At 49.6% G+C, this 25347-nt stretch carries 23 protein-coding genes; 8 read left to right on the top strand and 15 right to left on the bottom strand.

Annotated elements, in window-relative coordinates; translation table 11 throughout:
• Positions 1-47 precede the first annotated feature (47 nt).
• The 4 genes from FND36_10720 to brnQ form a co-directional block, all read right to left on the bottom strand.
• The gene (locus FND36_10720) at positions 48-1298 is read right to left on the bottom strand and encodes a DUF2130 domain-containing protein (protein ID QDW74465.1); all 1251 of its coding nucleotides are present in this window, start codon (positions 1296-1298) and stop codon (positions 48-50) included.
• Between the two features lie 135 nt (positions 1299-1433).
• On the bottom strand, positions 1434-2615 hold the full coding sequence (locus FND36_10725) for a hypothetical protein (GenBank protein ID QDW74466.1): 1182 nt from the start codon (positions 2613-2615) through the stop codon (positions 1434-1436).
• A gap of 116 nt (positions 2616-2731) precedes the next feature.
• Positions 2732-3289 carry an O-acetyl-ADP-ribose deacetylase gene (locus FND36_10730; GenBank protein ID QDW74467.1) on the bottom strand — a complete coding sequence of 186 codons (558 nt, stop codon included), beginning with the start codon at positions 3287-3289 and terminating at the stop codon, positions 2732-2734.
• Positions 3290-3299: 10 nt separating this feature from the next.
• Positions 3300-4643, bottom strand: a complete 1344-nt coding sequence (brnQ, locus tag FND36_10735; GenBank protein QDW74468.1) for a branched-chain amino acid transport system II carrier protein — start codon at positions 4641-4643, stop codon at positions 3300-3302.
• Positions 4644-5171: 528 nt separating this feature from the next.
• Between brnQ and trpD the strand changes: the two genes are divergently transcribed.
• The 5 genes from trpD to FND36_10760 are packed head-to-tail and all read left to right on the top strand — an operon-like array spanning position 5172 to position 9582.
• The gene (trpD, locus tag FND36_10740; GenBank protein QDW74469.1) at positions 5172-6182 is read left to right on the top strand and encodes an anthranilate phosphoribosyltransferase; all 1011 of its coding nucleotides are present in this window, start codon (positions 5172-5174) and stop codon (positions 6180-6182) included.
• Entirely contained in the window at positions 6179-7009 is an 831-nt protein-coding gene (trpC, locus tag FND36_10745) for an indole-3-glycerol phosphate synthase TrpC (protein ID QDW74470.1), read from the top strand. The genes trpD and trpC overlap by 4 nt, the downstream gene beginning before the upstream one ends.
• Positions 7006-7641 (top strand): phosphoribosylanthranilate isomerase, encoded by a 636-nt coding sequence (locus FND36_10750; GenBank protein ID QDW74471.1) that lies wholly within the window; start codon positions 7006-7008, stop codon positions 7639-7641. Before trpC ends, FND36_10750 begins: the two co-directional genes overlap by 4 nt.
• Positions 7638-8822, top strand: a complete 1185-nt coding sequence (gene trpB, locus FND36_10755; GenBank protein QDW74472.1) for a tryptophan synthase subunit beta — start codon at positions 7638-7640, stop codon at positions 8820-8822. The genes FND36_10750 and trpB overlap by 4 nt, the downstream gene beginning before the upstream one ends.
• Positions 8809-9582, top strand: a complete 774-nt coding sequence (locus tag FND36_10760; protein QDW74473.1) for a tryptophan synthase subunit alpha — start codon at positions 8809-8811, stop codon at positions 9580-9582. Before trpB ends, FND36_10760 begins: the two co-directional genes overlap by 14 nt.
• A gap of 76 nt (positions 9583-9658) precedes the next feature.
• Here FND36_10760 and FND36_10765 read toward each other — a convergent pair whose 3' ends face one another.
• Both FND36_10765 and FND36_10770 read right to left on the bottom strand, forming a co-directional pair.
• Complete coding sequence (locus FND36_10765) at positions 9659-10744, bottom strand: aminopeptidase P family protein (GenBank protein QDW74474.1); 1086 nt, start codon at positions 10742-10744, stop codon at positions 9659-9661.
• A 66-nt stretch (positions 10745-10810) separates the two neighbouring features.
• Positions 10811-12151, bottom strand: a complete 1341-nt coding sequence (locus tag FND36_10770; GenBank protein QDW74475.1) for an MFS transporter — start codon at positions 12149-12151, stop codon at positions 10811-10813.
• 289 nt (positions 12152-12440) lie between these two features.
• Between FND36_10770 and FND36_10775 the strand changes: the two genes are divergently transcribed.
• Positions 12441-13157 carry a helix-turn-helix transcriptional regulator gene (locus tag FND36_10775; GenBank protein QDW74476.1) on the top strand — a complete coding sequence of 239 codons (717 nt, stop codon included), beginning with the start codon at positions 12441-12443 and terminating at the stop codon, positions 13155-13157.
• Positions 13158-13250: 93 nt separating this feature from the next.
• Here FND36_10775 and FND36_10780 read toward each other — a convergent pair whose 3' ends face one another.
• The 5 genes from FND36_10780 to acgA form a co-directional block, all read right to left on the bottom strand.
• Positions 13251-15140, bottom strand: a complete 1890-nt coding sequence (locus tag FND36_10780) for a sigma-70 family RNA polymerase sigma factor (protein ID QDW74477.1) — start codon at positions 15138-15140, stop codon at positions 13251-13253.
• Between the two features lie 128 nt (positions 15141-15268).
• Complete coding sequence (locus FND36_10785) at positions 15269-15895, bottom strand: 4Fe-4S dicluster domain-containing protein (GenBank protein QDW74478.1); 627 nt, start codon at positions 15893-15895, stop codon at positions 15269-15271.
• A 45-nt stretch (positions 15896-15940) separates the two neighbouring features.
• Entirely contained in the window at positions 15941-16921 is a 981-nt protein-coding gene (locus FND36_10790; GenBank protein ID QDW75612.1) for a zinc-binding dehydrogenase, read from the bottom strand.
• A gap of 11 nt (positions 16922-16932) precedes the next feature.
• Positions 16933-17970, bottom strand: coding sequence for a radical SAM/SPASM domain protein, ACGX system (gene acgM / locus FND36_10795; GenBank protein ID QDW74479.1), 1038 nt, complete (start codon positions 17968-17970; stop codon positions 16933-16935).
• 126 nt (positions 17971-18096) lie between these two features.
• On the bottom strand, positions 18097-18330 hold the full coding sequence (gene acgA, locus FND36_10800; GenBank protein ID QDW74480.1) for an ACGX-repeat peptide: 234 nt from the start codon (positions 18328-18330) through the stop codon (positions 18097-18099).
• A 239-nt stretch (positions 18331-18569) separates the two neighbouring features.
• Between acgA and FND36_10805 the strand changes: the two genes are divergently transcribed.
• Positions 18570-18896, top strand: a complete 327-nt coding sequence (locus FND36_10805) for a helix-turn-helix transcriptional regulator (GenBank protein ID QDW74481.1) — start codon at positions 18570-18572, stop codon at positions 18894-18896.
• 41 nt (positions 18897-18937) lie between these two features.
• Here FND36_10805 and FND36_10810 read toward each other — a convergent pair whose 3' ends face one another.
• Together FND36_10810 and FND36_10815 are read right to left on the bottom strand one after the other, a co-directional pair.
• Positions 18938-19498: a sugar O-acetyltransferase gene (locus FND36_10810; protein QDW74482.1), complete on the bottom strand. Its 561-nt coding sequence runs from the start codon at positions 19496-19498 to the stop codon at positions 18938-18940.
• A 431-nt stretch (positions 19499-19929) separates the two neighbouring features.
• Complete coding sequence (locus FND36_10815) at positions 19930-21219, bottom strand: IS30 family transposase (protein ID QDW74483.1); 1290 nt, start codon at positions 21217-21219, stop codon at positions 19930-19932.
• 187 nt (positions 21220-21406) lie between these two features.
• Here FND36_10815 and FND36_10820 point away from each other — a divergent pair, with 187 nt between their 5' ends.
• Complete coding sequence (locus tag FND36_10820; GenBank protein QDW74484.1) at positions 21407-22306, top strand: LysR family transcriptional regulator; 900 nt, start codon at positions 21407-21409, stop codon at positions 22304-22306.
• On the opposite strand, the gene FND36_10825 is transcribed toward FND36_10820, so the two are convergent.
• Positions 22287-22970: an ABC transporter ATP-binding protein gene (locus FND36_10825; protein ID QDW74485.1), complete on the bottom strand. Its 684-nt coding sequence runs from the start codon at positions 22968-22970 to the stop codon at positions 22287-22289. The genes FND36_10820 and FND36_10825 overlap by 20 nt on opposite strands.
• Before the next feature lie 2 nt (positions 22971-22972).
• Positions 22973-25327, bottom strand: coding sequence for an ABC transporter permease (locus FND36_10830; GenBank protein QDW74486.1), 2355 nt, complete (start codon positions 25325-25327; stop codon positions 22973-22975).
• Positions 25328-25347: the final 20 nt, after the last annotated feature.

Genomic DNA, 25347 nt, shown 5'->3' on the forward strand with positions numbered 1-25347 from the left:
CTATATGGATTTCGATAGTGACATTATAGCCTTCTCGATAAAATCCGTCAATTCTTACCTTTTTTCTCTTCTAATTCCGCAAATTTCGCGGCCATAGTGGGGTTTTTTCTGGTCAGCTTTTTTATGGTCAGGTCTTCGGCTTTGTTATTGGCAAGCCGCAGGTTGTTTTCTGAAGAAAGCAGCGCTTCCTTCGTCTTCTGCAGATGATCGATGGTTTTGTCGATTTCATCGATGGCGCGCTGAAACCGCTCGCTGGCAATCCGGAAATTTCTGGCGAATTTCTCCTTAAACTCGTTCATGTCCTCCTCAAAATGGGAGATGTCGATATTCTGGTTCCGGATCACCTCCAGCTGCTGCCGGTACTCCAACGCGTTGGCGGCCGCGTTCCGCAGGATTGTGATCATGGGGATAAAAAACTGGGGACGGATCACATACATCTTCGGATAGCGGTGGGATACATCCACGATCCCTTGATTATAAAGCTCATTGTCCGGCTCTAAAAGAGATACCAGCACCGCATACTCACAGTTCTTTTCACGGCGGTCCTTGTCCAGTTCTTTGAAGAAATCCTCATTCTTCTTTTTCGTAGCGGTCTCATCCATCTCATTTTTCATCTCAAACATAATGGAGATAAATTCCGTGCCTTCCGGGTCTGTCTCACGATAAATGTAGTCCCCTTTGCTCCCTGTCCGCGCATCGTTGTCTTTCTCAAAATACGCATGCTGAAAGCCAGTAGCCCGCAACTTGTTAAACTCCGTCTCGCAATGGACCTCCAGGCTCTCCCCGATCATCTTTGTGGACTGGCGGGCTTTAAAATCCTTGTAATAGGCGATCATTTCATCTTTCATTTTCAACTGTTCTTCATAGTTTTCCTTCAGCGACTGCTGTTTCAGCTGATTTTCCTTCTCGCCGGAATCCATCTTCGCCTGAAGCCGCATGATCTGTGTATCCTTTGCGGCCAGCTCCCGCTCTTTCCCAGCTATCCGCTCTGCCAGTTCCTTTTCCTTTTCCGCCGCTGCTTTCTCTATCTCCAACTTCCTTACATTCTCTTCCGCTTGAAGCTTCGTCTCCAACTCTTTGATCCTGGCTTCCTGCCGGCTGATCGTCTCACTGAATTTCTGTTCCGTCTTCGTCTGGGCCAATTCCTCCGCAGACTTCTTCTCCTGCCGAAACTGAACCTCCCGCTCCCGGATCTCTTTCTCAAATTCCTTGTCCCTAACCTGCTTAACGATAGCGGCATAGCCGGATTCATCCACCTGGAACACCTCGCCGCATTTAGGGCATTTGATTTCCTGCATAAAGTCTCCTCCTTGTCTGACTAACATGGTATAAGTGTAACATAAAACATAAAAGAGGACGTAGCCTTTTTAAACTTTACTACGTCCCAAATTCACTTTTGCCCTGTACCTTTTTGCCCTTTGGGGTGTACCCGTTTATATCTCCAGCACGTCCTCCCACTCTTCATCGGTCAGCCGCTCTACATACCACACGGGATCTATATCGTCCTCGGAGGGGATTATATGATTGGAGACGTACTGGAATCCGCCGTTTTCCAGCGGGCGCACGGTCACCTGGCTGCTCAGGGCTTTTTCTGTATTTTCTTCCGGCCAGACTGCCTCTACGGTGAGGGTCAGGGTTCCGTCTTGGTTTTTCTGGTAATCGACTACCTCCGGGATCGGCGTATAGGGGGTAAATCCGCAGTCGAACATCCCTCTTGGACGGTATTGATATGTTTTTGACTGTTCATCGAAGGTCATCCTTTCCCGCAGTTCTTCCGGCTCAACGGAAAGGAAAGCTGTAAAGACCTGCTGAATCTGTTCCTCTGGTATGTTATAGATCTGGCCTTCATAAGCCAGGTCGTAACCTGTCTGTTTTCCGTATTTCATTTCATAAAAGATTTCGTACAGATCGTAAAAATCCAGACTTCCGTAATCCTCCTCGCTCCAGTCGGTAATAAACAGCTGATTCAATCCATACCCCACAGGCTTGATGTATTTCCGGTTATATTCTCTGCAGGTCTCATCTATCGGCAAAACGCGCATCTCCGTATATCCCGAATCTCCATCGTACCCTTCCGGCTGGTACCTCTCAAAAAACAGCCATCCTTTTTCCGTATAATTCCAGCTATGAGCTCTGTACTCTTCTGCAACCTGCGCTTTTGGCTCCCCATCTTTCCAGGAAACCACAGTATTGGTCACATACAGTTCCCCATTCTCTGTCTGAAGATCATACCTGGCCAGTCCGCCATTATCCATCACCGCTAGTATCACCGCTTCCCCAGATTCTTTCTTTCTCCCCTTTTCACAGAGTTTCTCAATCTTTTCCGGATGTTCCATATTCAATTCTCCATCAAAGTCTACTGCTGTATGGCCGTCTCCAGCCAGCTTTTCTACGATCTTTTGGACTGTTTTTAAATCATTTAAGTTTCCTTCCTTTTGGGCAGTCTCATAAATCTCTCTATAAGATCCCGCAATCTTTTCTGTCTCATCACATAGTGTTTTTTGTCCTTTTCCTTTTGTGTCGCTCCTGTCTCTTTCATCAGTCCGACTAAAAACTGCCATCAGACCCGCAACTGCTGCGATAACAAACACTGCGCATATTATTTTCTTTTTCATTTCTTGACCGCACCTCATTTCTTACATATGTAATATTTCTACCCAAAAAATATGCGGTCAAACTTCGACCGCTATATAACTCCTTGTCCAAATCTTACATCAGTAAGATTTAAATGTCAATGAATTCTTTCCAACTCTATCAGCGTTCTGCGATATAACGCTTCTGTCTCCCGGTCATAACAGGAAAAAACCACTGCCATTAGGCTCTCCAAGTGCTCCGCCTTCCACCTTAGCACCGTTTCTGCCGCTACCCAAACCGCCTCTTCCGGCGGATATCCATATACTCCTGTAGAGATTGCCGGAAACGCGATGCTGCGGATTCCATATTTATCCGCAAGTTCCAAACTATTCCAATAACAATTCCTTAAATCGTCCCGATCCTTCGCCTTTCCAGAATATACCGGCCCAACCGTGTGGATCACATAATCCGCGGAAAGCTGATATCCTCTGGTAATCTTCGCCTCCCCTGTCTTACAGCCATGCAGGGTACGACATTCTTCCAAAAGTCTGGGGCCCGCCGCACAATGGATCGCCCCGTCCACACCGCCGCCGCCCAGCAGGCTCTGATTCGCCGCGTTTACAATGCACTGGCAGTCCAGTCTGGTAATATCTCCGCAATCCAGATAAATGCCGTCTCCAGCTTCCTCCCTGCCCTTCCAAGCTCGAACCTCCATAATATCCTCCCTACCTTTTCTTCTTCCAGTGACATACAAGACCGACCCCCAGTCCCAAAACCGCGGGACAGACCCAGCCAAATCCCAGGTTCGCGAAAGGAAGCAGGCTTGCCGCCTTCTCTCCTATTTGAGAAATATGCAGAAATTCCGCCGCCTCTTCCGGCAGCGCGTTTAAGAAATCCACAACAGCCGCGGCTCCCGTAAATATAGTCACCCACAGATAGACCACATGGTCGTTTTCAAAAAACCTGCCGCACAGGGTCAGGATGATCAGGGTCACCGTCAGCGGATAAAGGAACATCAGTACCGGCACAGAATAAGCAATGATCGTATCCAGCCCAGTATTCGCGATCGCGAAAGAAGCGATCGTAAACACCAGCGTCCACACACGGTAAGATGGACCAGCCGGAAAGATCTTCTCAAATATAGCGCTGCAGCTTGTCACCAACCCTACGGCTGTTTTCAGACAGGCCAGCGTTCCTGCCGCCGCCAGGATCAAAATTCCAAGCGTCCCAAAGTAATAATCCGAAATCAAAACAAAAGCATCCCCGCCGTTTGCGGCCGCAGGAAAGACTCCCCTGCTCTGAGCGCCCACCATGGTCATAAGCACATAGATCACTCCCATGAGGATCGCTGTGAAAGCCCCCGCTTTTACCGTATTCTTCGCGATGGCGCCCGGTTTTTCCACTCCTAGTCCCCGGATCGCATTGACAACGATCATCCCAAAAGCTAAACCTGCCAAACCATCCATTGTATTATATCCTTCCAGGAAGCCCTTAAAAAACGGATGGGACACATATTCCTCGATCGGCTGGATTTGGGATATACTTCCCATTGGCGCCGTCAGCGCCCGAATCACCAACACTCCCAAAAACAGCAGGAATAAAGGCGTCAACACTTTTCCTACCCAAGTTAGAATCTCGCCCGGCCGAAGCGAAAAAAACAAAACCACCGCAAAAAAGGCCAAAGAGAAAACTCCCAAAGCCAACTTCTGACTGCCCTCCGGCAAAAGAGGCGCAAGCCCTATGGTAAAAGAAACAGTAGCACACCGCGGGATCGCAAAAAAAGGACCAATAGTCAAATGCAGAGCGCAGGTAAAAAAGAGTCCGTATCTTCTCCCTACTCTGCCGCTCAGCTCCAGCATACTATTTTCCTGACTGATTCCCAGCGCCGCGACTCCAAGGATCGGAATCCCTACTCCTGTAATGACAAATCCTGCCGCCGCCTGCCACATATGCGCTCCTGACAGTTGTCCCATAGAAATCGGGAAAATCAGATTTCCCGCCCCAAAAAGTAGTCCAAACAGCATACTGGCCACTACCAGAATCTGCCGACTGTTTAATTTCCCCTCCACCTTTTGTCTCCTTCCTCTGTCTGCATATAATCTGCAGTCCTCTCATAATCATGACATTTTCTCTATTATAACACTGGTATCCAAATGCCACAACGGTAGATTAGAAACGAAATCTGAACATCCGCGAAAAATTTTCTTGACACTCTTAAATAATCCGTGATAGAATTTCTGCAAATAAGATATTGCGAAAACCGTTGAAGCGGAGATCAAAGCAGTCATGCGCGCACAGAGAGTCCGGGAAGGTGAGAGCCGGGTGGAAATGCAGTCTGCCAAATGGACCGCTGAGGGCACAGTCAAAAGGCTTTGGCCTGAGTATTCTGTGACGTGCAGGCATACGTCAGTTGCCGGGGATATGTCAGTATCCTGCTAAGCGCATGGGGTTCCCCATGAATCAAGGTGGCACCGCGGATTTGTTTTACCGTCCTTGACAGAATTTTCTGTCAGGGATTTTTTATTTTCCAGGATTCACATTCAAACGCTTCTTGACATACCCCTGACAGACACACCAAGAAATGGAGGTCAAACACTATGATCAAAGAAGCTATCATCAAACTATCACAAAAACAAGACTTGACTTATGAGGAAGCTGAACAAGTAATGGATGAGATTATGGAGGGAAAAGCGTCCGACGTACAGAAATCCGCTTACCTCACCGCCCTTTCCCTGAAAGGCGAAACCATTGACGAGATCACTGCCTCTGCCGCCGGTATGCGTTCCCACTGCATTAAGCTGCTTCACAACGTAGACGCTCTGGAAATCGTAGGAACCGGCGGAGACGGAGCCAACTCCTTTAACATCTCTACCACCGCGGCTATGGTCATTTCGGCAGCCGGTGTACCGATCGCAAAGCACGGCAACAGAGCCGCCTCTTCCAGAAGCGGAGCCGCTGATGTACTGGAAGCCCTTGGTGTCAACATCAATCTTCCTCCTGAACGCAGCGCCCAGTTACTGCAGCAGATCCATATCTGCTTTCTGTTCGCTCAGAATTACCATATAGCCATGAAGCATGTTGCCCCGATCCGCCGGGAACTGGGAATCCGGACTGTTTTCAATATCTTAGGTCCTCTCTCGAACCCGGCCGGCGCCAATATGGAATTAATGGGCGTCTATGAAGAAGAACTAGTGGAGCCTTTGGCCCAAGTTATGGGCAAACTTGGCGTTGCCAGAGGTATGGTAGTCTACGGTCAGGATAAGCTGGATGAAATTTCCATGAGCGCTCCAACATCTATCTGCGAAATCCGGAACGGATGGTTCCAGTCCTACGAGATCACCCCGGAACAGTTTGGATATGACCGCTGCGGCAAAGAAGATCTGGTCGGAGGCACACCAGAGGAAAACGCCCGTATCACTCTGGATATCCTAACCGGCAAAGAGCGTGGAGCAAAACGCCGCGCCGTCTGCCTGAATGCCGGGGCGGCCATCTATATTGCCGGGAAAGCTTCCACCATGGCCGATGGTGTAAAACTTGCGGAACAGCTTATTGACAATGGGACCGCGGGAAAGAAATTAGAACAGTTCCGGGAGGAAAGCCAGCGATGAACATTTTAGAAACTATTACCGACCGTACCCGCCAGCGGATCTTGGAGGAGAAAGCCCAAACCCCTCTTTCTCTAGTCCGATCCAGGGCAGAGGAAATCCGCCGCCGGGAAATCGCCGGAGAGATACCCTCTTTTGAGAAAGCCCTTTCTCAAAAAGGATTATCTTTTATCTGCGAGGTAAAGCGAGCTTCCCCATCCAAAGGGCTGATCGCTCCTGATTTCTCGTATCTTGCTATCGCCAAGGATTATGAAGCGGCTGGAGCGGCGGCTATCTCCTGCCTTACGGAGCCCTATTGGTTCCAGGGCAGCGATATGTATTTGAAAGAAATCACAGAACAGGCCTCCATTCCTGTCTTACGCAAAGATTTCACCTGCGACGAATACATGATCTACCAGGCGAAAGCCCTCGGCGCTTCCGCCATATTACTGATCTGCTCTGTACTGGAAGAAGGCGCCCTGCGGGCTTTCTTGGAACTCTCCAGGGAACTTGGCCTTGCCGCCCTTGTAGAGGCCCATGATCCAAAGGAAATTCTGCTGGCCAAACGCTGCGGCGCCCGGATCCTGGGCGTCAACAACCGGAATCTGCGGGATTTCACAGTGGATATCCACCACAGTGAACGTCTCCGCTCCCTGGCCGGCCCAGATATGATCTTCGTCTCAGAAAGCGGCGTCCACAGCCTTCAAGACTTGAATCCGCTGCTGGAAAACGGCACGGATGCCGTATTGATCGGCGAATATCTGATGCGGGCCAAAGACCGGAAGAGAGCTCTTAAGGAACTGCGGGCCAAGGCGCGGGAGAGGAATGCCGGGAAGGAGGAATGCCAATGACAAAGGTCAAGATCTGCGGACTTTGCCGCAGGGAGGACATTGACTACATCAACCAGACCAGACCGGATTACTGCGGATTTATCGTTGATGTCCCCTTTAGTTCCCGGAGCGTCTCTCCAGAACAACTGTCCCGGCTTGGGGCAGAACTAGACAGGGCCGTCTGCCCGGTAGGCGTTTTTGTCAACGCCCCACCCAAGCTCGTAGCCCATCTGCTGAATGAGCGCCTGATCCATATTGCCCAGCTCCACGGGCAGGAAAACGAAACTTATCTTGAGACGGTCCGTTCTCTGTGCGGCAGTTCTCAAAAGCCTGTCCTTTGGAAAGCATTTTCCATCTCCTGCCGGCAGGACTTGGATCTGGCGCGAAAAAGCAGCGCGGATATGATTCTTCTGGACCACGGGCGAGGCGGCAGCGGCCGGCAGTTTGACTGGAGCCTTCTGGCTTCGCCTCCCGCCGGATTTACCAGGCCCTATATCCTGGCCGGCGGCCTCAGTCCCGCCAATATTCCAGAAGCCATCCGCCGATACCGGCCCTGGGGCATCGATCTTAGCAGCTCAGTGGAGACAAACGGATATAAAGATGTATCAAAAATCAAGGCAGCGATCGCTGCGGTAAGGAGTGTAAAATTATGAGTAAAGGAAGATATGGCGTTCACGGCGGCCAGTATATCCCTGAGACCCTGATGAACGCGGTAAACGAACTGGAAGAAGCTTATAACTATTACAAAAACGACCCTCAATTCAACCAAGAACTGACCCAGCTTCTCAATGATTACGCGGGACGGCCTTCCCGCCTCTACTATGCCGCAAGGCTGACCGAAGATCTGGGCGGCGCTAAGATCTATCTGAAGCGGGAAGACTTAAACCACACAGGCGCCCACAAGATCAACAACGTTCTAGGGCAGGTCCTGCTGGCCAAAAAAATGGGCAAGACCAGGATGATCGCCGAGACAGGCGCCGGCCAGCACGGTGTCGCCACAGCCACGGCGGCGGCATTAATGGGACTGGAGTGTGAGGTGTTCATGGGTGAGGAAGACATCCAGCGGCAGGCGCTCAACGTCTACCGGATGCGCCTGCTGGGCGCCGCCGTCCATTCTGTCACTACCGGAACCGGCACCCTAAAAGATGCGGTTTCCGAGACCATGCGGGAATGGACCCGCCGGATCGACGACACCCATTATGTATTAGGTTCCTGTATGGGACCGCACCCGTTTCCAGAGATCGTACGGGATTTTCAGTCTGTGATCTCCCGTGAGATCAAAGCGCAGATCTTGGAAAAAGAAGGCCGGCTGCCCGACGCTGTCCTGGCCTGCGTAGGCGGCGGCTCCAACGCCATCGGCGCATTTTATCATTTTATCGAAGACAAAGACGTACGCCTCATCGGGTGCGAAGCGGCTGGAAGAGGCATTGATACCGCTCAGACGGCAGCCACCATTGCTACCGGAAGGCTTGGCATTTTCCACGGTATGAAGTCCTATTTCTGCCAGGATGAATACGGGCAGATCGCTCCGGTCTATTCCATTTCCGCCGGACTGGATTACCCCGGCATCGGACCGGAACACGCTAATCTCTACGACACCGGCCGGGCTGAATATGTAGCCGTCACCGATGACGAAGCCGTGGAAGCATTCGAATACCTGGCCCGCCTGGAAGGCATTATTCCGGCTATCGAAAGCGCACATGCTGTAGCACACGCCCGGAAGATCGCGCCCCAAATGGGCAAAGACCAGATCATCGTTATCAACATTTCCGGAAGAGGCGACAAAGACTGCGCCGCCATCGCAAGATACAGAGGGGAGGATATTTATGAGTAATATTCAGAAAGCATTTGAAAACAAGAAAGCGTTTATTCCATTTATCACCTGCGGGGACCCGGACCTAGAGACCACGGAAGCTTTGGTCTGCGCACTGGAGGAAGCCGGCGCCTCCCTGATCGAGCTTGGGATCCCTTTCTCCGATCCCACCGCAGAAGGTCCTGTCATCCAGGGCGCCAATATCCGAGCTCTTTCCGGCGGCGTGACAACAGACAAGATCTTCCAGATGGTGGAAAGAATCCGCAGACGCACTCAGATTCCCCTGGTGTTCATGACCTATGCCAATGTGGTATTCTCCTATGGCACAGAAAGATTTATCAGACGAGCATCACAGATCGGCATGGACGGACTGATCCTGCCGGACGTGCCGTTTGAGGAAAAAGAAGAATTCGGCAGCGTTTGCCGCAACTACGGATTGGATCTGATCTCTTTGATCGCTCCCACCTCCCTTGAGCGTATCCGAAACATTGCTAAGGAAGCCTCCGGCTTTGTATACTGCGTTTCCTCCCTGGGCGTTACGGGGACCAGAGAGTCTATCACCACGGACGTGAAGGCCATGGTCGATCAGGTAAGAGCGAACACATCTATCCCTTGCGCAGTAGGATTTGGAATCTCCACACCAGAACAGGCGGGACAGATCGGGGCACTGTGCGACGGCGTCATCGTCGGAAGCGCAATCGTGAAGCTCTGCGGGCAGTACGGACGCTCCTGCGTGCCTTATGTAGCTGAATATGTGGAGGAAATGGTCCGCAGGCTCTAAAAAGGTACAGGGCAAAACGCAATTGGGGACGTAGCCTTTTTGCAAAAGGCTACGTCCCCAATTAAAAGTTTAACAATTAATCATTTCCAACAACCTGGAGGTCTTTTGGATATTTTGTCAATACTTCACATCCATCTTCTGTTACGATAACAAGGTCTTCGATTCTGACTCCCACATCGTCTTTCAGATAGATTCCTGGCTCGATTGAGAAGCACATTCCTGGCTCTGCGATCAGATCACAGGAAGCACTTGCCTCTGGCGGCTCATGTACAGTCATTCCTACGCCGTGTCCGGTACGGGTCAGGAATTTGTCGCCGTATCCAGCGTCAGAGATGACTTTACGCGCTACTGCGTCGATATCGCTCATCTTTACGCCTGGTTTTACGAAATCGATAGCTGCCTGCTGAGCTTCTTTTACGATCTCGTATACTTTTCTGTGCTCTTCGCTTACAGATTTGTAGAATACGGTACGGGTCATATCGCACCAGTAGTTGTTGATCGGCGCCCACAGGTCAAACAGAACCGCGTCTCCTTCTTTCAGGGTCTCGCCTGCTACCGCGCCATGGTGCGGCTCAGCGGCGTTCTTGCCATAGCATACATACTGAAGCTGCATATCCTGTACGGCTCCATTTGCTTCGAAGAACTCTTCGATCATGTCAGAAAGCTGTTTCTCATCCAAGCTTGGATCAATGTGGTTGATGGCAAATTCAACAGCCATATCGTTTACACGGGCAGCGTTGCGCAGAAGTTCTTTCTCCTGCTCATCTTTGTGTGCCTTACACCAGTCAACGCAATCAGAACCAAGTACCGGAATAATGTCATCCCTCTCCTGCAGAACAGAGATTGTATGTTTGGTATCCCAGTTTTTGTCAAATCCAACTTTGCCCGGCTGAAGTTCAGCAGCGATCATTGCATATGGATTCTCGCCGTCAGCGTAGTAATGCATAGTGATTCCATCGATCGGCTCAACACAGAACAGATTATTCATAAATGCATGAATCTCTCCGCTGTCTTTGATCAGGATGGCGCCGCAGCGCTCCATCGGATTTACGAAGATTCCTACCAGATAAAAGATAGACGGATCATCCGCTACCAGAATCTGAGTAAGACCCTCTTTCTTCATGTTTTCAATTACTCGATCAAACCGTTCTTTGTTCATCATAATACCTTCCCTCCAATCTTATGATTTTGATTATGATATGGTTTGAAAAATAAATAGCATATTTAATTATTCTGCTTTCTGTTCTCTTAATTTTGCAAGTTCCGCGCGGCGTTCTTTTGTCATTCCGCGGAAGATCAGAACTGCGACAAGACCGATAGCCAGAAGTACCAAGAAACCAGTGAACATATAACGGTATCCGCTTACACCCTCGAAGGTAGACAGGCACCAGCCGTTAAACAGAGGCATAATACTTTCTGCGCCGTATCCAAGAGGCGTAATAATAAAGGTTGCAGCACCCATGATCTCTACCGGATAGTTTCCTTCCTCCATGATCGCATAGTGCAGCGCCTGTGCGGAATACATAGACATACAAAGAATTCCGATAAAGATGATCAGCAGCCACAGAAGGGTCATGGTCTGAGGCATGAGCAGCAATCCTGCTACACCAACCATCATCAGGATGATATCGATCATCATCATAAGAGAAAGTCCCTTGCGGTCCGCGATCTGTCCGCCTGCCCAGCATCCAACAAAACGGAAACCGTTTGCCGCGTATCCCATGATACTTGCCAGTGCCGCAGACATACCAAAAGCAGCCGTACAATAAGGAACAACATATGTATAACTTACGATAACGCCATAAGTTGCGAACATAACGATTACCAACAGCCATGTGGTAGGCATTTTCAGGACACGCAGTACCTGACGGCCAAAATTCGTTTCACCTTTTTCTTTTTCAATCTTCTTGAAATCCGGAATTTTATTCCGCAAAGCAAAGTAGCAGATCACACCAACGATGATAGCCTCTGCACAATAGAAAACGATCAGTCCAGACATTCCAAGCTCATCGCCTACTACGTTACAGGCCGCTGTAAAGGCGGCAACCAGGATCAAACCAGAGGCAAAGTTCAGGACGCCACGTCCCATATCAAACAAAGCATAACCTCTGGCCTGCTCTTCTGGCCGACAGAGTACACGCAGTACTTTCATCAACGGGTTCCAGAATGTCAATACAGAAGTAATACCCCAGATCGCATAGATAGCTATATGGATTGGGAACGCAGGTTTAGTAAGAAGGATCAGGCCAACGGCACCTGTTACGATCAGCGATCCAGGTACAACGATCTTCAGCGGCGCACGGTCCGCTACCCATCCACCTAAACAGTAACCAACAATTGTTAAAGCGCCGTAAGCGCTGCCCAGCATACCCATCTGCAAGTCGCTGATTCCAAAATAAGCTACATAAGCGTCATAATAGTAACTCCGGAAATACGGCAGAAGATACACACTCATACCAGCCAGGGCAATCAGCAAGATCAACGCTCTGTTTTTCTTGTATCCAGCAGTCTCCATAAAATTCTCTCCTCCTTCAGGATTGCCTTCTTGAACCGACTTTATTTCGTTCATCTGCAGCTGTCCGATAGGTCGATTACAAAGCAATATTTGTTTCTTCTATTATGGCATGTTAAGTCGATTTGTCTAATTATCTGATTTTTCTTTAAAATCATCTTTTTATATATTTTTTTCTTTTTAAGAATTTTTCATCGTCAAATGCGGCGATTGATAAATTTTCAACAATTCTGTTTTTAACTTTCATAGATTTTTGTACTTTAAAGCAATTTTTGTTGAAATTTTATCGTTTTCTAGTAAAATAGTAAGAAGATTTATCACTAAATACCAAAAGGAGGTCTTGGCCATGACACCCAGTGAACACGTTGGTTCCAGAATCAAGTTATATCGGAAGCATAAGCATCTCACCTTGGAAGAATTTTCAAAAATGATCTCGCGAAGTCCTTCTACTGTTTCAAAATATGAGTCTGGGAAGATCATTATTGACGTAGAGACGCTTTTTGAGGTTGCCACAGCTTTGAATATTTCCGTCAATCAGTTGATGGACTATACTCCACCTCATGAAATTTCAACCCCTGCTCAGAATACAACCGGAAATTTCTTTCGTCAGGCAAACCTTTTTTATATGTATTCCTGGTTTGGCGCGGAAAAAAGATTTTATGTCTGTGCTCTTGAGATCATCCGCAATGCGTTTGAAGATAATCAACGTGATAAGATCATCCTCTATTATGATATTGAGAGCACTAAGAATTATTCAAAATCAAAATTTATCTATAATGGGACGATCTCTTATTTTGAGTCTCATGTAACAATGAGAATGGAAAACCCCTATAACAGCGGGGATCGGATTTTCATTTACGCAAAATCTCCGTTCCACATACTGGGTACTTCCAATGGGCTGCTGCTTGGCATCTCGGAATCCCTCCGGAGCCCAACTTCCTTCAAAGTGATCTTCTCCCAGAGCGCTCTGAAAGAAGACGAAGAATTGAAGGCCGGATTGAATATCTCTTCTAAAGAAGTAATTGCGGATATCCGCCGTACCAACTGCTTGATGGTATATTGATCATTTGGGTACAGGGCAAAATGCATTTTGGTACACCCTAAAACGCGATTGGGGACGTAGCCTTTTTGCAAAAGGCTACGTCCCCAATCGCGTTTATGCATCCGGATCTGGATAATAATTCACTTCGCTCCCCACATCCTGGAACATGTTCAGCGGAACGCCCGATATATACTCCATCCCCAGCCGGTCAGGCGCCAGGGTATACCGGTAAACGCACTCCATATTCATGGCCTCGCCGTTCAGCGAATTGGTAGGAAAGTTCAGGCTCACCCGGTCTTCTTCCCCATCGCTCTCCAACGTATAAGTCCCACTGGCCAGTATATCCGGCTCACTTCTATAAAGGCCATGCATATACTCTACCCGCCCGTCCGGATAGAAATCCAATGTGCTGATATATGTATGCCCTTCTATATCCTGGGTCTGATAGGACCAATGATGCCCATCGATACTCGCCGGGACATAAGGCTGGTTCTCCACGATGCTGAATTCGAAATTATTATCGGACAATACATTGATCCTTATTTGAAGATCGTCTTTATACCAGAGGTATTCCATCCCACCGTTGTCCTCATTCCGAAAACGCGCTTCCCTGCCGTATCCGCGGCCCAGCATATAAGTATTCAGCTTCTTGACACATTCTGTAGAATCCACCGGGATTGTCCCTTTGATAGTCTCTCCATTCTCACCTTGACTCGGATAGTCTTGGGCAACCGGATCATAGAAACTACAGTACGCCTCACCTGTTTGGTCCCAAACATTCAGCGCATTCATCTCCGGAAGGCCAAAAAACTCCCCCGGTCTCGGAACATCTGTGCCAGTGAAGCACACTTCATAAGGTTCCAGTGTCACTTCCCCCGGTTTCCGGGCCCGATCAAAATTTTCTTCCTCTGACTGTTCTTTCTTGGTCTCTTCTTTTCCAGAATCTTCTTTCTTCGTTTCTGTTCCCTCCGTCTGGGCAACCTGGGCTTCCTTCTGCTGATTCTTTTCCACCAGAACGCCTGTCATCACTCCGCCGGCTCCCCCAAGTCCGATCACCGCCGCCGCGATCAGGATTTTTACCGCAAGGCTTTTCCCTGTGGCGCCCGCGGCCGTCTTGGCGGCTGCTCCTGCCGCCATCCCAGCAGCTATTTTTCCCGCCGCTCCTGCTGCTCCAGTTCCTGCCGCGCCCGCAGATGCTCCGGCGCCAGCGCCTGTGCCCGCTGCCATTCCAGCACTACCTTCTGCAAAAGCCTGGATTCCGCTCTCAACCGCCTGCAGGACTCCCGGATGGAAGGTACCCGCCGCCTGGGCCTCCACATTCTTGAACAGGAACAGCAAAAATGGAACCGGAGCCAGCCCATAGAGCTTTGTCCCTTGTTTCTCCAGAGTATTGACTGAGGCTTCGATCTTCCTCCGTCCATAGAGCAGCCGGGACTTTACCGTATTCTCGCTGATTCCCAGATTCCCGGCGATCTCCCGCACACTCATCTGATCGTAGTAGTACATCTCGACCACGACTCTCTGCTCTGGATTGAGACCCGCCAGGATTTCCCGCATAAGCCGGGCCGTCTCCCTTTGATCCAGCATTTCTTCAGGAAGGCTGGCTGTCCGGTCATCCTCGAAATCTACAGGAGCGTCCGCATCTTCTTCCATTTGGGAAAACAGCACCACTTTTTTCTTCCGCAGATGATCCACTCCAAGATTACGGGCGATCCGCTTGATCCATGGCCGGAACTTGTCCGCTTCTCGTAACTGGCCTAAGTTTTGGATGCCCTTTAAATAGGTATCCTGCACCAGATCCAGTACGGTTTCCTCGTCCCGGATCAAAATTTTCAGTGTGGTATATACACAATCATAGGTCCGGATATACAACACAGAAATCGCATCCGGATCTCCCTTTTGCGCCCGCTCCAAAAGCTCTTCTGAAAATCCCTGCTCCTCGCCGCAGAGAGGACAGAACTTTGAATTGTCTGGAATGATTTTTTTACAATGAAAGCATTTCATAACCTTTCCCCCTCGTTCTTCATTCAAGTTGATTATAGCAGACTTTATCCGCTTAAGAAACTAAATCCGCCCAAAGCAGCGGCTTCTATCTTCCAGACGAAGAACAAGGAAGAAAGGTTTTAACTTTTTCACATTTTTTTCACCGCCGATACCGGGCAGTGTTCAAAACAGCTTCCGCAATGCAGGCAATGCTCCTGTCGGATCACAAACGGCTGTCCCGGCTGGATACAGCTCTGGGGACAGTGTTCCATGCAGGTGCCGCAGCCGATGCAGTCCTCCCCGATCTGAAACCCTTTTCTGATAACACCGTTCCCATCTTCATTTTCCTCTCCGATCTGATAGCTTTCCCGGAAAATAGGCCGCACTCCCAGGTTGAAATACTCGATCCGCGCCTTCCGGATCACAAATACAATGCCAATTTCTCTGCTATCCCCCGGATATACATTGGCAAGATAGGGCTGTTCCTCAAAAATCCTGTCTATCCACATCTTCTGCTCTTCTTCCGGCGCCGCTTCCGCTCTGGCGGAGAGACTGATCATCTCCTTGTATCTGGTATAGCCCAGGATCTGTACCCGCCCATCAGACAAAAGCTCTTGACAGAAATCCTTTCCCCTGGCGGTAAAAAAATAAATCCCATCCGGCTCATAGTGGATGGCGCTGATGTTCCGCACTTGGGGAGCGCCGTTTCTATCCACCGTGGCAAAAGCCAGGACTCCTACATACTGCAGTTTCTGTAAACAAGTTTTTGCATCCATCCTGAATTTCTCCTTTTTCTATCCATTTTCCATCGATACCGTTATTTACGCTGATACGTTCACCACGATCTTTCCATTGACAGTGCCTTCCTCTAACGCGGTACATGCCTCTTTGATCTGCGCGAAGTCAAAACACGCGCCTACACGGGGCGTCAGTTCATGCGCTTCCAGAAAGCGAAAGATCCGCTCCACCGCCTCCTGGGTAGGCCAATTACTGTGGAATCCGGTAAGATATACTCCATTCGGAATCTCTTTGATGGGATCAAAACCATCCAGACCAAAAACGCCTCCAAGAACGCCCGTATTGCAGACGATGCCGCCCGGTCCTACACAATGCAGCGTATCGCGGAGAGTCTTAGGACCTACCAGCTCCAATGCCTTCATTACGCCGCCTGCTTTTTCTTTCTCCGCGGCCAGATACCTGTTTCCCGCAAGACTGCCTGTGTCAAGGATCGCCTCATCTGCATCTGATAGCAGGTTCAGCTTGCCTTCTCTATGAGTCGTTGCGATCACCCGGCAGCCTAAGGCTTTTGCCATCTGGATCGCCGCGTATCCCAGGGCGCAGGTCCCTCCCCGCACCAGAAGCACATCCGCAGGCTTTAAGTCCAAACATTGGAACAAAGAACCCCAGGCGGTAAAATAGGTCTCCGGCACGGCGGCAAGCAGGATCCAGGGCAGGCTGGATGACACTTCGAATACGTGATGGGCAGGAAGCAGGGCATACTGGGCGTAGCTTCCATGAAAACTGCGTCCCATACCTCCCATGAAGGCCGCCACCTTCTGTCCCGTCTCAAACCGGCTGTCGGAAGGATCCGCGACCTCTCCCACGCACTCAATACCGGGGATGATGGGTTTCTGGATATAATCTGCCCGGATCTCGCTCTGTCTTAAAATCTGCTCCGAATAGTTCATCCCAAAAGCCTTCACTTTCACCAGCACCCATCCAGGCCTTACTTCCGGTATCGGAAAGTCTGTCAGCTTCACCTCTTCCGCCCTTGTGGGCTCCATCAGCACAACCGCTTTCATCAACTTAGGGGTCATACCTGTACCTCCTTCCAGCACTGAGGATCTGCCGCGTAAAAATTTCCATCCCGGCCGCTGGCCACCGCGGGACAGCCGCGGCACCATGCCAGAAGCTCACATTTGGCACATTTCTCAAACTTCTGGTAATCCCGGTACCGCTCCATCTGACAGATCCAGACGTCTGCGATCCGATCGGTAAATACATTTCCCACCTTGCTGTTCTGGACTCTCCGGCAGGCATAGATATCTCCTGTGGGAAGGATGGTCAGATGACAGTTGCCGCAGTTGCACCCTCCGTAGATCATGCCCTCCTGTGCCGTGTCCGGGATTTTAAACGCGCCCGTCTCATATTCATACAACGTCCAAAGATGGTCCTTTTTATTAAAATAGGTCTGGCATCCCGCCGCCTCATATTCTTTGAATTTCCGGTCGCAGTCCTCCAAAAGTTTCCGGTACCGCAGCGGGGCAATACCAACGTCTTTTTCCTCACTGGTCGGGCAGTATCTTGCAAAAGCGAACACATCTGCCCCATGAGCCGCCACGGCGTCAATGATATCCGGAATCTCATCAATGTTGGTGCCGGAAACTGTGGTCATGATCACAGAACGGATTCCCGCCTTTTTGATACAAGCGATCTTCTCCAAAGTAATATCAAAGCTTCCCGGCTTGCGGAACCAGTCGTGGGTTTCCCTCATGCCGTCTAAGGAAAGCTGATATTTCTCGCAGCCATATTCCTTCATCTTCTTACAGACTTTGTCGTTTAAGTGAAAGGGATTCCCCAGGATGGTAAAGGGTATCTCATACTCTTTGCAAAGCTTTAGAAGTTTCCAGAAATCCGGGTGCAGGATCGGATCCCCTCCGGTGATGTAAAAATACGGCATCCGGCCGTATACTTTACAGAAATCCAGACAGTTATAAAAGGTCTCCTGAATCTCATCCCAATTCATAGAATCCAGTTTCTTGCAGGTATCCTCAGAGAAAATATAGCAGTGTTTACATCTCTGGTCACATTCGTCTGTAATATGCCATTGAAAAGAAAAATACGGTTTCATAAAAATTTCCTCGCTTTCCATTAGACTTTTGATATCCTCTATCGCAACCGGCCTGGCCGGAGAATCATCTTTCTGCTCCCGGCGGAAATCCGCCGGGAAAGGTTGGAGTATTAGAAAATGTATCCCTTATTTGTCAGCCGCGCCGCAGGCAGATCCACACGCAGACGGCTTATCGCCGGCTCCGCAGGCGGAACCGCACGCGGATGGCTTCTCTTCCGGCTTGTCAGCCGCGCCGCAGGCGGAACCGCACGCGGATGGCTTCTCTTCTGGCTTATCAGCCGCGCCGCAGGCAGAACCGCACGCGGAAGCTGGCGCCTCTTCTGTCTTTTTACTCCATCCAAAGAGATTTGAAAGTGCCATAATCTTTACCTCCGTTTTCTAAAATGTCAAACGCTTTTTTCGTTTGCAGATTCATTGTAACTTAAGATATTACATTAAAAAAGTACGCACTTTTTTCTTACCTGGTCACCAGAAAGTGACTATTGGGAAATTCCGCGGATTTCCCTCATAAAATTTTTCTTGCGCGTTTTTACATATTACACTATAATTTGCATATAACATTCTATTTTGAACTATTGAAGTAAAACGGGGATTTTCTTATGATGACAAAAGAAGAAATGCCGGCCTGTCCGGTGGCAACTACCGTTCAGTTGATCGGAAGCAAATGGAAATTACTGATACTGCGGAATCTTTTTCTGCGGCCTTGGCGTTTCAATGAACTGCGCAAAGATCTGGCGGGCATCAGCCAGAAAGTACTGACCGACAGCCTGCGCGCCCTGGAAGAGGATGGTATCATCACCCGCACAGTCTACCCGGAAGTCCCTCCCAGAGTTGAATACGCCCTTACGCCTCTGGGAGCCTCTATGAAGCCGATCCTGGACGCAATGGAAACCTGGGGTATGGAATATAAAAAGCGGATGCAGTAACTTTGCATCCGCCTTTTTATACTTCTGACACTTTTGCTTTCCTATCTTCGAAGGCTTTTCGCCGGAACTCCGCCCACCAGGGCGCCCGCAGGCACGTCTTTTGTCACCACCGCTCCTGCCGCCACGACGGCGTTATCCGCGATGGTCACTCCGGGAAGGATGGTGGCGTGGGAACCGATCCACACATTTTTACCAATATGGATCGGGGCCGGATGATTGTCGCTCCGGTCTTTTTCTGCCATCCCGTGATTAATGGTAGCCAGCACCACGTGGGAGCCGATCAGCGAGCCGTCTCCAATATAGATCCCTCCCTGATCCTGAAAGTGGCAGCAGCAGTTGATAAATACCTTCTTTTCCACGAAAATATTCTTTCCACAGTCTGTATAGAACGGAGGAAACATAGCAAATGACGCATCCACAGGCCTGCCTGTGATCTGGGCGAAAATCTCCCGCACTTCTTCCGGAGAATGATAAGAACCATTCAATTCTGCCGTCTTTCTCATAGCCTCCTGGGATAACTCATGCATAAGCCTGTGCCCCTCAGAGCCTCCTTTCACCATCTTTCCTTGCCGCATATCTTCTAAAAATTGTTCCATTTCCATTTTGCTTCTCCCTTCTTCCTGTGGCAGATTCTCTCCCACATCAAGCTCTTTTGATCCGTGTCCCTTTTATCATAATGGCCTTTCTATTTAATATCAAATATATATTTAGAACGCCATTACATACTTGAAAGGTATGGGCTGAACTGCTACACTATTTACAAGGTTAATTGAAATCCTTACTGCAACATTGAAGTTGTAACTGCACATTGAAAACTTTATGAAGTTGTAACTGCATAATATCATGAGTAACTGCAACAGTTTTAAGCTGTTTTTCTGGCTTTGGATTGCCTTTTTCCGATTTTCCTTGTAAAATTTCTTAAAGGAAGGCATGACAAAACACAGACTGCATTTTTTACTTTTCGCAGAAGTTGTAAATGCACCCTGTTTGTGTTTCCTTTTTTATCGTGTCCTGTCTTCTCTTAAATTCCGGTTTACTTCTTAAATAAAGCCGGTGTAAGGGTTATGGAATCGGATGGGATCTTTTCAAGGCCCAGGAGGTTCGCAGTCTCCTGGCCGTAGATCTTGATAAAAAGATCTATAGGAGCCTGTCCGTTCCACTTTTTTCGGGGATAGGAATTGATGTGGTTCATCATTTCCCTGATTTCTTCTTCCGTATATTCATCCTTTGCATGATTTTTAGGTATGATATAACGGATCAATTCATGGTTCCGTTCACAGTTGCTCTTCTGATTTGTATTCATCGGGTTACAATAGAATACGCGGCACTGGATCTCTCCGGTCTCCATATCTGCTTCGATTTTTTCGGGATCGCTGAATTCGCTTCCCCGATCGGTAATAATAACCTGAAAAAGCATCCGGAATTTCTCATCTCCAAGTGCTTTCCGCAGCCGGCAGAATATTTCTGTTACTGATCCCGCTGTGTTGCGCTCTCTCAGGAACATGAGCTGTACGTCACAGTTGGTAAACAAGATTGTCAGCAGTGTCTGGCCGCCTTTGTGTATGACCACACTGTCCATCTGGCTGACTATGGCATCTGGATTCTGGCGCATATATTCCTCGTATTCCTCATAACTGCGTCCGATATGGCATTTCCGGTCTACCCGGAGAACCGGACCGCTCTTTTTCCGTTCCGGTCTGCGCAGTTTCCTTCTCAGGTCTATATTTCTGGCATCCAAAAGGCCTGCATCAATATAGGAATAGATCGTCCGTTCCGATACGGGCAGTTCATCTCTGTGACGTTCACAGATAACCGGGAGTGACTGCCCCTTTTTTAACAGCGGTGTGATCGTATCATTGATCCGGTTTAACTCCTGCTCTGTAAGAGAGATTCCTTTACGGGATTCAGAGAGCATCTGTTCATACTGCTGCTGAGCATGCTTGGCGTCATAGAGCATCCTGCGCAGACGGCAGCGAAGCCGGTGGTCACAGGCATTACAGACAAACGGCGACTTTTCGTAATCTGTACAGAACTCTTCCTGATAATCAGGGCATCCTTCCTGACATCGTCCACATGCTGTCTGGCACTGTTTCTTCCCACGAAAGCATCCCTGACGGCAGTTTGGGATTCTGGTACAGGTACAATGGTGGATACAGTTATTGCCCCCTGACGTTTTGACCAGCCTGCGGTGTGCTTTGATCTCTCTGCCGACAGTAGACCGATCCTTTCCAATGTTTTTGGCGATCTGTGCGACCTTCAATCCCTGCTGCAGACCTGACTGGATGGCGAGCCTGTCATCATATGTAAGGTGTTTATTACTCATGGTTACCTCCAATCCGAAGACAGGACAAGGATAGTATACTGGAAAAAAGGCAAAAAGAAACCATGAAGTTACAACTGCAACTCCATGGCCCATATGCCTTGTAATTCTAACTGCAACAACCTATGTTGCAATTAATTTTTCAATTAACCACACTATTTACAAAACATTTGAAAAAGGGGTGAGATTCTTGGATATCCGAGTATTGGAATATTTTCTTACGGTCGCGCGGGAAGGCAGTATCACAAAAGCGGCGGAAACACTTCACATGACCCAGCCTCCTTTATCCAGACAGCTAAAAGACCTGGAGGCAGAACTTGGAAAACAGCTCTTGATCCGGGGCAGTAAGAACATCTCTCTTACAGAAGACGGTATGCTCCTTCGCAAACGCGCGGAAGAGTTAGTAGAATTGATGGAAAAGACAAAAGCGGAACTGACCTCGCCCACAGAGTCAGTAAGCGGACAGGTCTATATTGGAAGCGGCGAGACAGATGGCATCTCTTTTATGGCCCAGGCGGCCAGCAATCTGCAAAGGACCAACCCTGCCATCTCCTACCATATCTACAGCGGCGACGCCAGCCATGTAACAGAAAGGCTGGATAAAGGGCTGATCGACTTTGGCCTTCTGATCGAACCGGTAGATATCTCAAAATACGACTATATCCGGCTGCCCATGAAAGACACCTGGGGCGTCCTCATGCGAAAAGACCACCCGCTGGCAGAAAAAGAGCAGATCCTGGCGAAAGATCTGTTAGACCAGCCGCTGCTCCTGTCCCACCAGCTTGCCGCAAGCAGCGAGTTTTCCGCCTGGTTTAAGACAGACTGGTCCAGGTTAAGGATCACTGCCGCTTACGAATTGATCTATAACGCTACCCATTTTGTAAAAAAGGGGCTGGGAGTCGCCATTGCTCTCGACAAACTGGTAAATACCTCCGGAAACAGCCCCTTTTGCTTCCGGCCCCTGTATCCGGCCATGGAGGCCGGACTCTGCATTGTCTGGAAAAAACATCAGATTTTTTCCAGAGCCGCAAGCCTGTTTCTGGAACAGATGCGAAAGGATTTAGAACAATTCAGCCCCGATCCCGAATGATCCTGCCGTCTTCCATATACAGGATCCTGCCGCACCGGCTGGCCAATTCCTCGTCGTGGGTCACCATAACGATCGTCATCCCGTAGACCTCGTTCAGTCTCTGGAACAGCTCCATCACGGAATTCCGGTTGGCTTTATCCAGATTCCCGGTGGGCTCATCCGCCAGGAGCACTGCCGGGGAAGCCGCTACTGCCCTGGCAATGGCGGCCCTTTGCTGCTGCCCGCCGGATAGCTGGCTGGGAAGGGCGTGTTTCTTTCCTCTGAGATTTGTCTCCGTAAGAAGCGCTTTCAGCCACTCTCCCGACACTTTCCGCCCATCCAGCAGAAGAGGGAGGATGATATTTTCTTCGATATTCAAAGAGGGGAGCAGATAGATAGCCTGGTAGACCATGCCGATATTCCGTCTGCGGAACACGGAACGCTCGCTTCTCTTCATCTCATACAGCTTTTTCCCTTTGATCTCCACATTTCCCTGATCAGGCTCATCAATCCCGCCCAGCACGTGCAGCAGTGTTGACTTTCCGCACCCGGAGGGGCCAAGGACCGCCACAAACTGGCCGGGCTGGATCTGAAGGGATATTTCTTTTAACGCGCGGACGGGATGTTCTTTCGTCCCATAGGTTTTACTGATCTTCTCCGCGCGGATTCCGTATGCCTGCGCCATTTTTATTCCTCCTTCCGGATCACTGAGATCACGTCTATATTTCTTAATTCCCTGACCGTATAGAAGAAGGGGATCAACACTACGCATAAGGTCAGGACCACCTGCCAGACCACAAGATCTGCCGGCACATCCCAGGCAGAAGCCATCTGCCTGGCTCCCCCATCTCCATAAATGCCGGAAAGGAAGAAAAGGCTCAAAGGTATCCCCGCCGCAATTCCGACAAACGCATACAGAAGGTGCTCCACAAAAACCATCTTGAAAATCTTCCCCCTGGTCATGCCAATGGTCAAAAGCAGGGCAAATTCCTTCTTCCTTCTGCGCAGGCAGGCTGCATCCTTTTGAAGGATCACCAGCACCGCCGCGACCCAGCTTGCGCTGACCACCGCTGTAACTAACAAGATCTCCATTCCTTTGCCTCCCTGGAAGAAAGACCTGTGGTATTCCTCCGCAAAGCTGAAGACCTGTAAATGGGTGATCCCCAACGCTTCCCCTGCCTTCTGGATCTTCTGCCGGATCTCATCATCTTCCTTCATTCTCTCAGTAACCTGGTCCGGATACAGGATCTCATTCAAGGACACTCGTTTCCCCTGATCCCTGGACAGAGAGATCTCCAGATAAACAGACGGGTCCTTGTCATCTCCCAGCAGCCGGTCAAAGGTATCCTGTCTGACGAATACCTCTACCGCTTCCATGGTTTTGTAAGTTCCGATCCCTTTCTTCGCCTCCTCGGCCGTCAGCAGATATTCCGGCAGGAGCACCTCTTCTTCGACTTCCGGATTGATGCAGGCCACAGGGAGCATATGGAGTTCTTGGTCTACCATCACCGGAAACTCCGCCGCTTCTTCCTGGCCTTCAAGGTCCGCCCGGAACAGGATCGCGCCGTCTTCCGGTACTTGGCCCGCTCTTTTTGCCCCGCCTAGATATTCATCAAACACAGCGTCATCCACGCCAATGACTCGTACAATATTCTTCAGACCTTCTTCTTCCGCGAGATTTTCCCACTCATAATCCCTTAGCATCTCGTAGCCATCCAGGGCGCTTTCCGCCTGAAATAGTTTCAAATACTCCTGGATTTCCGTCTTGGTCAGCCCTTCCAGGGCCGTATACTCCTTTGCTTCCTTAACCAAGGATACCCGTTCTACTTCTGCAAATCCCCTCAGTTCTTCCGCTAATTTCTCAAAATCCGCTTCATCCACGCCATTTCCCTGGATCCACATGGATATGGGCGGATACCTGGGAACTTCATCTGTTACCGCCGTCATCCCCCGGATGTACATGATCCCATTCAGGAACACGCTGAGGGCGATCACCAGAAGCGTCGCGGACACCGCATAATTCTTGTGGTTCATGATGACATTCTTTACCGCCAGCAGGGTTTCCACTTTGAAAAAGTGACGTTTCGCCTTTAAAAGCACGGCAGTCCGGTTCACTTCTTCTTCCTCATCATAGCCGGAGATCAGATTCAAAATCCGCTCTTTCCTGGCCCTTGCATACAGACCCGTTCCTGACAGGACCACCAGCGCCAGACATCCAAAGAACACCGCCAGAAGCCAGATGGGGCTTACATGCATTTCCACCTTCTGAGTGGGAAGAACCCACTGGTTCAGATACCGGATGCTGACTGCCAGGCCGCCCATGCCAAGCAGGGTACCTAGGGGTACCGCCAACAGACCTGCCAGCAGATTTTCCCCGTAGATGTACAGCCTTTTCTGCCGGTCGGAAATCCCAATGCCATCTAAGAGTCCCAGCGTCTTTAATTTTTCTTCCAGGCCGGATAACACCACATAATAAAGGAGGGCCGCCGCAAAGAGCACGATCACCACATCCATCAGGATGATCGCCACTAAAGATCCCGCCGTAGTCTGGAAAGCGTTTATTCCATAGTAGCCCAACAGCCGTTCATTAAAGGTAATATCAAAGCTGGATGTAACGCTCCAATTGGGCCGGGAAAACAGGATCGGCTGTTCTTCCAGCGGCAGCCCATCCATCCCAATCTCTACTCCCACGTCCTGGGATCTTTCAAAGATCGAAAGGGAGATACGCCGGAATGCAGCTCCGTAGCATGCCCGCCCTTCTTCTGTATCTTCCTCCCTGCAATCCTTAATTTTCCAAGTCTGCTTGATCTGGCTGCTTTCTGACAGCCTTTCCGCCTGCTCTTCCGTCAGATTGTGGAAAACCGCCTCATAAGGTCCGTTTTCCTTTTTCTCCTGCTCGATCATAGAGTGGAGACAGGAGTTGGAAAATGCAGTGACCACGGTGATCAGAAAGACCGCCGCCGTCATCCCGGTTACCAGGGCGGCAAACCGGCCTGGCTTCTGCCGGATCTCTGTTTTGATCACTTTCCATATGATCTTCATATGTCTCACCTGTCGAAAAT

Source organism: Lachnospiraceae bacterium KGMB03038, from assembly GCA_007361935.1.
Taxonomy (GTDB): domain Bacteria; phylum Bacillota; class Clostridia; order Lachnospirales; family Lachnospiraceae; genus Massilistercora.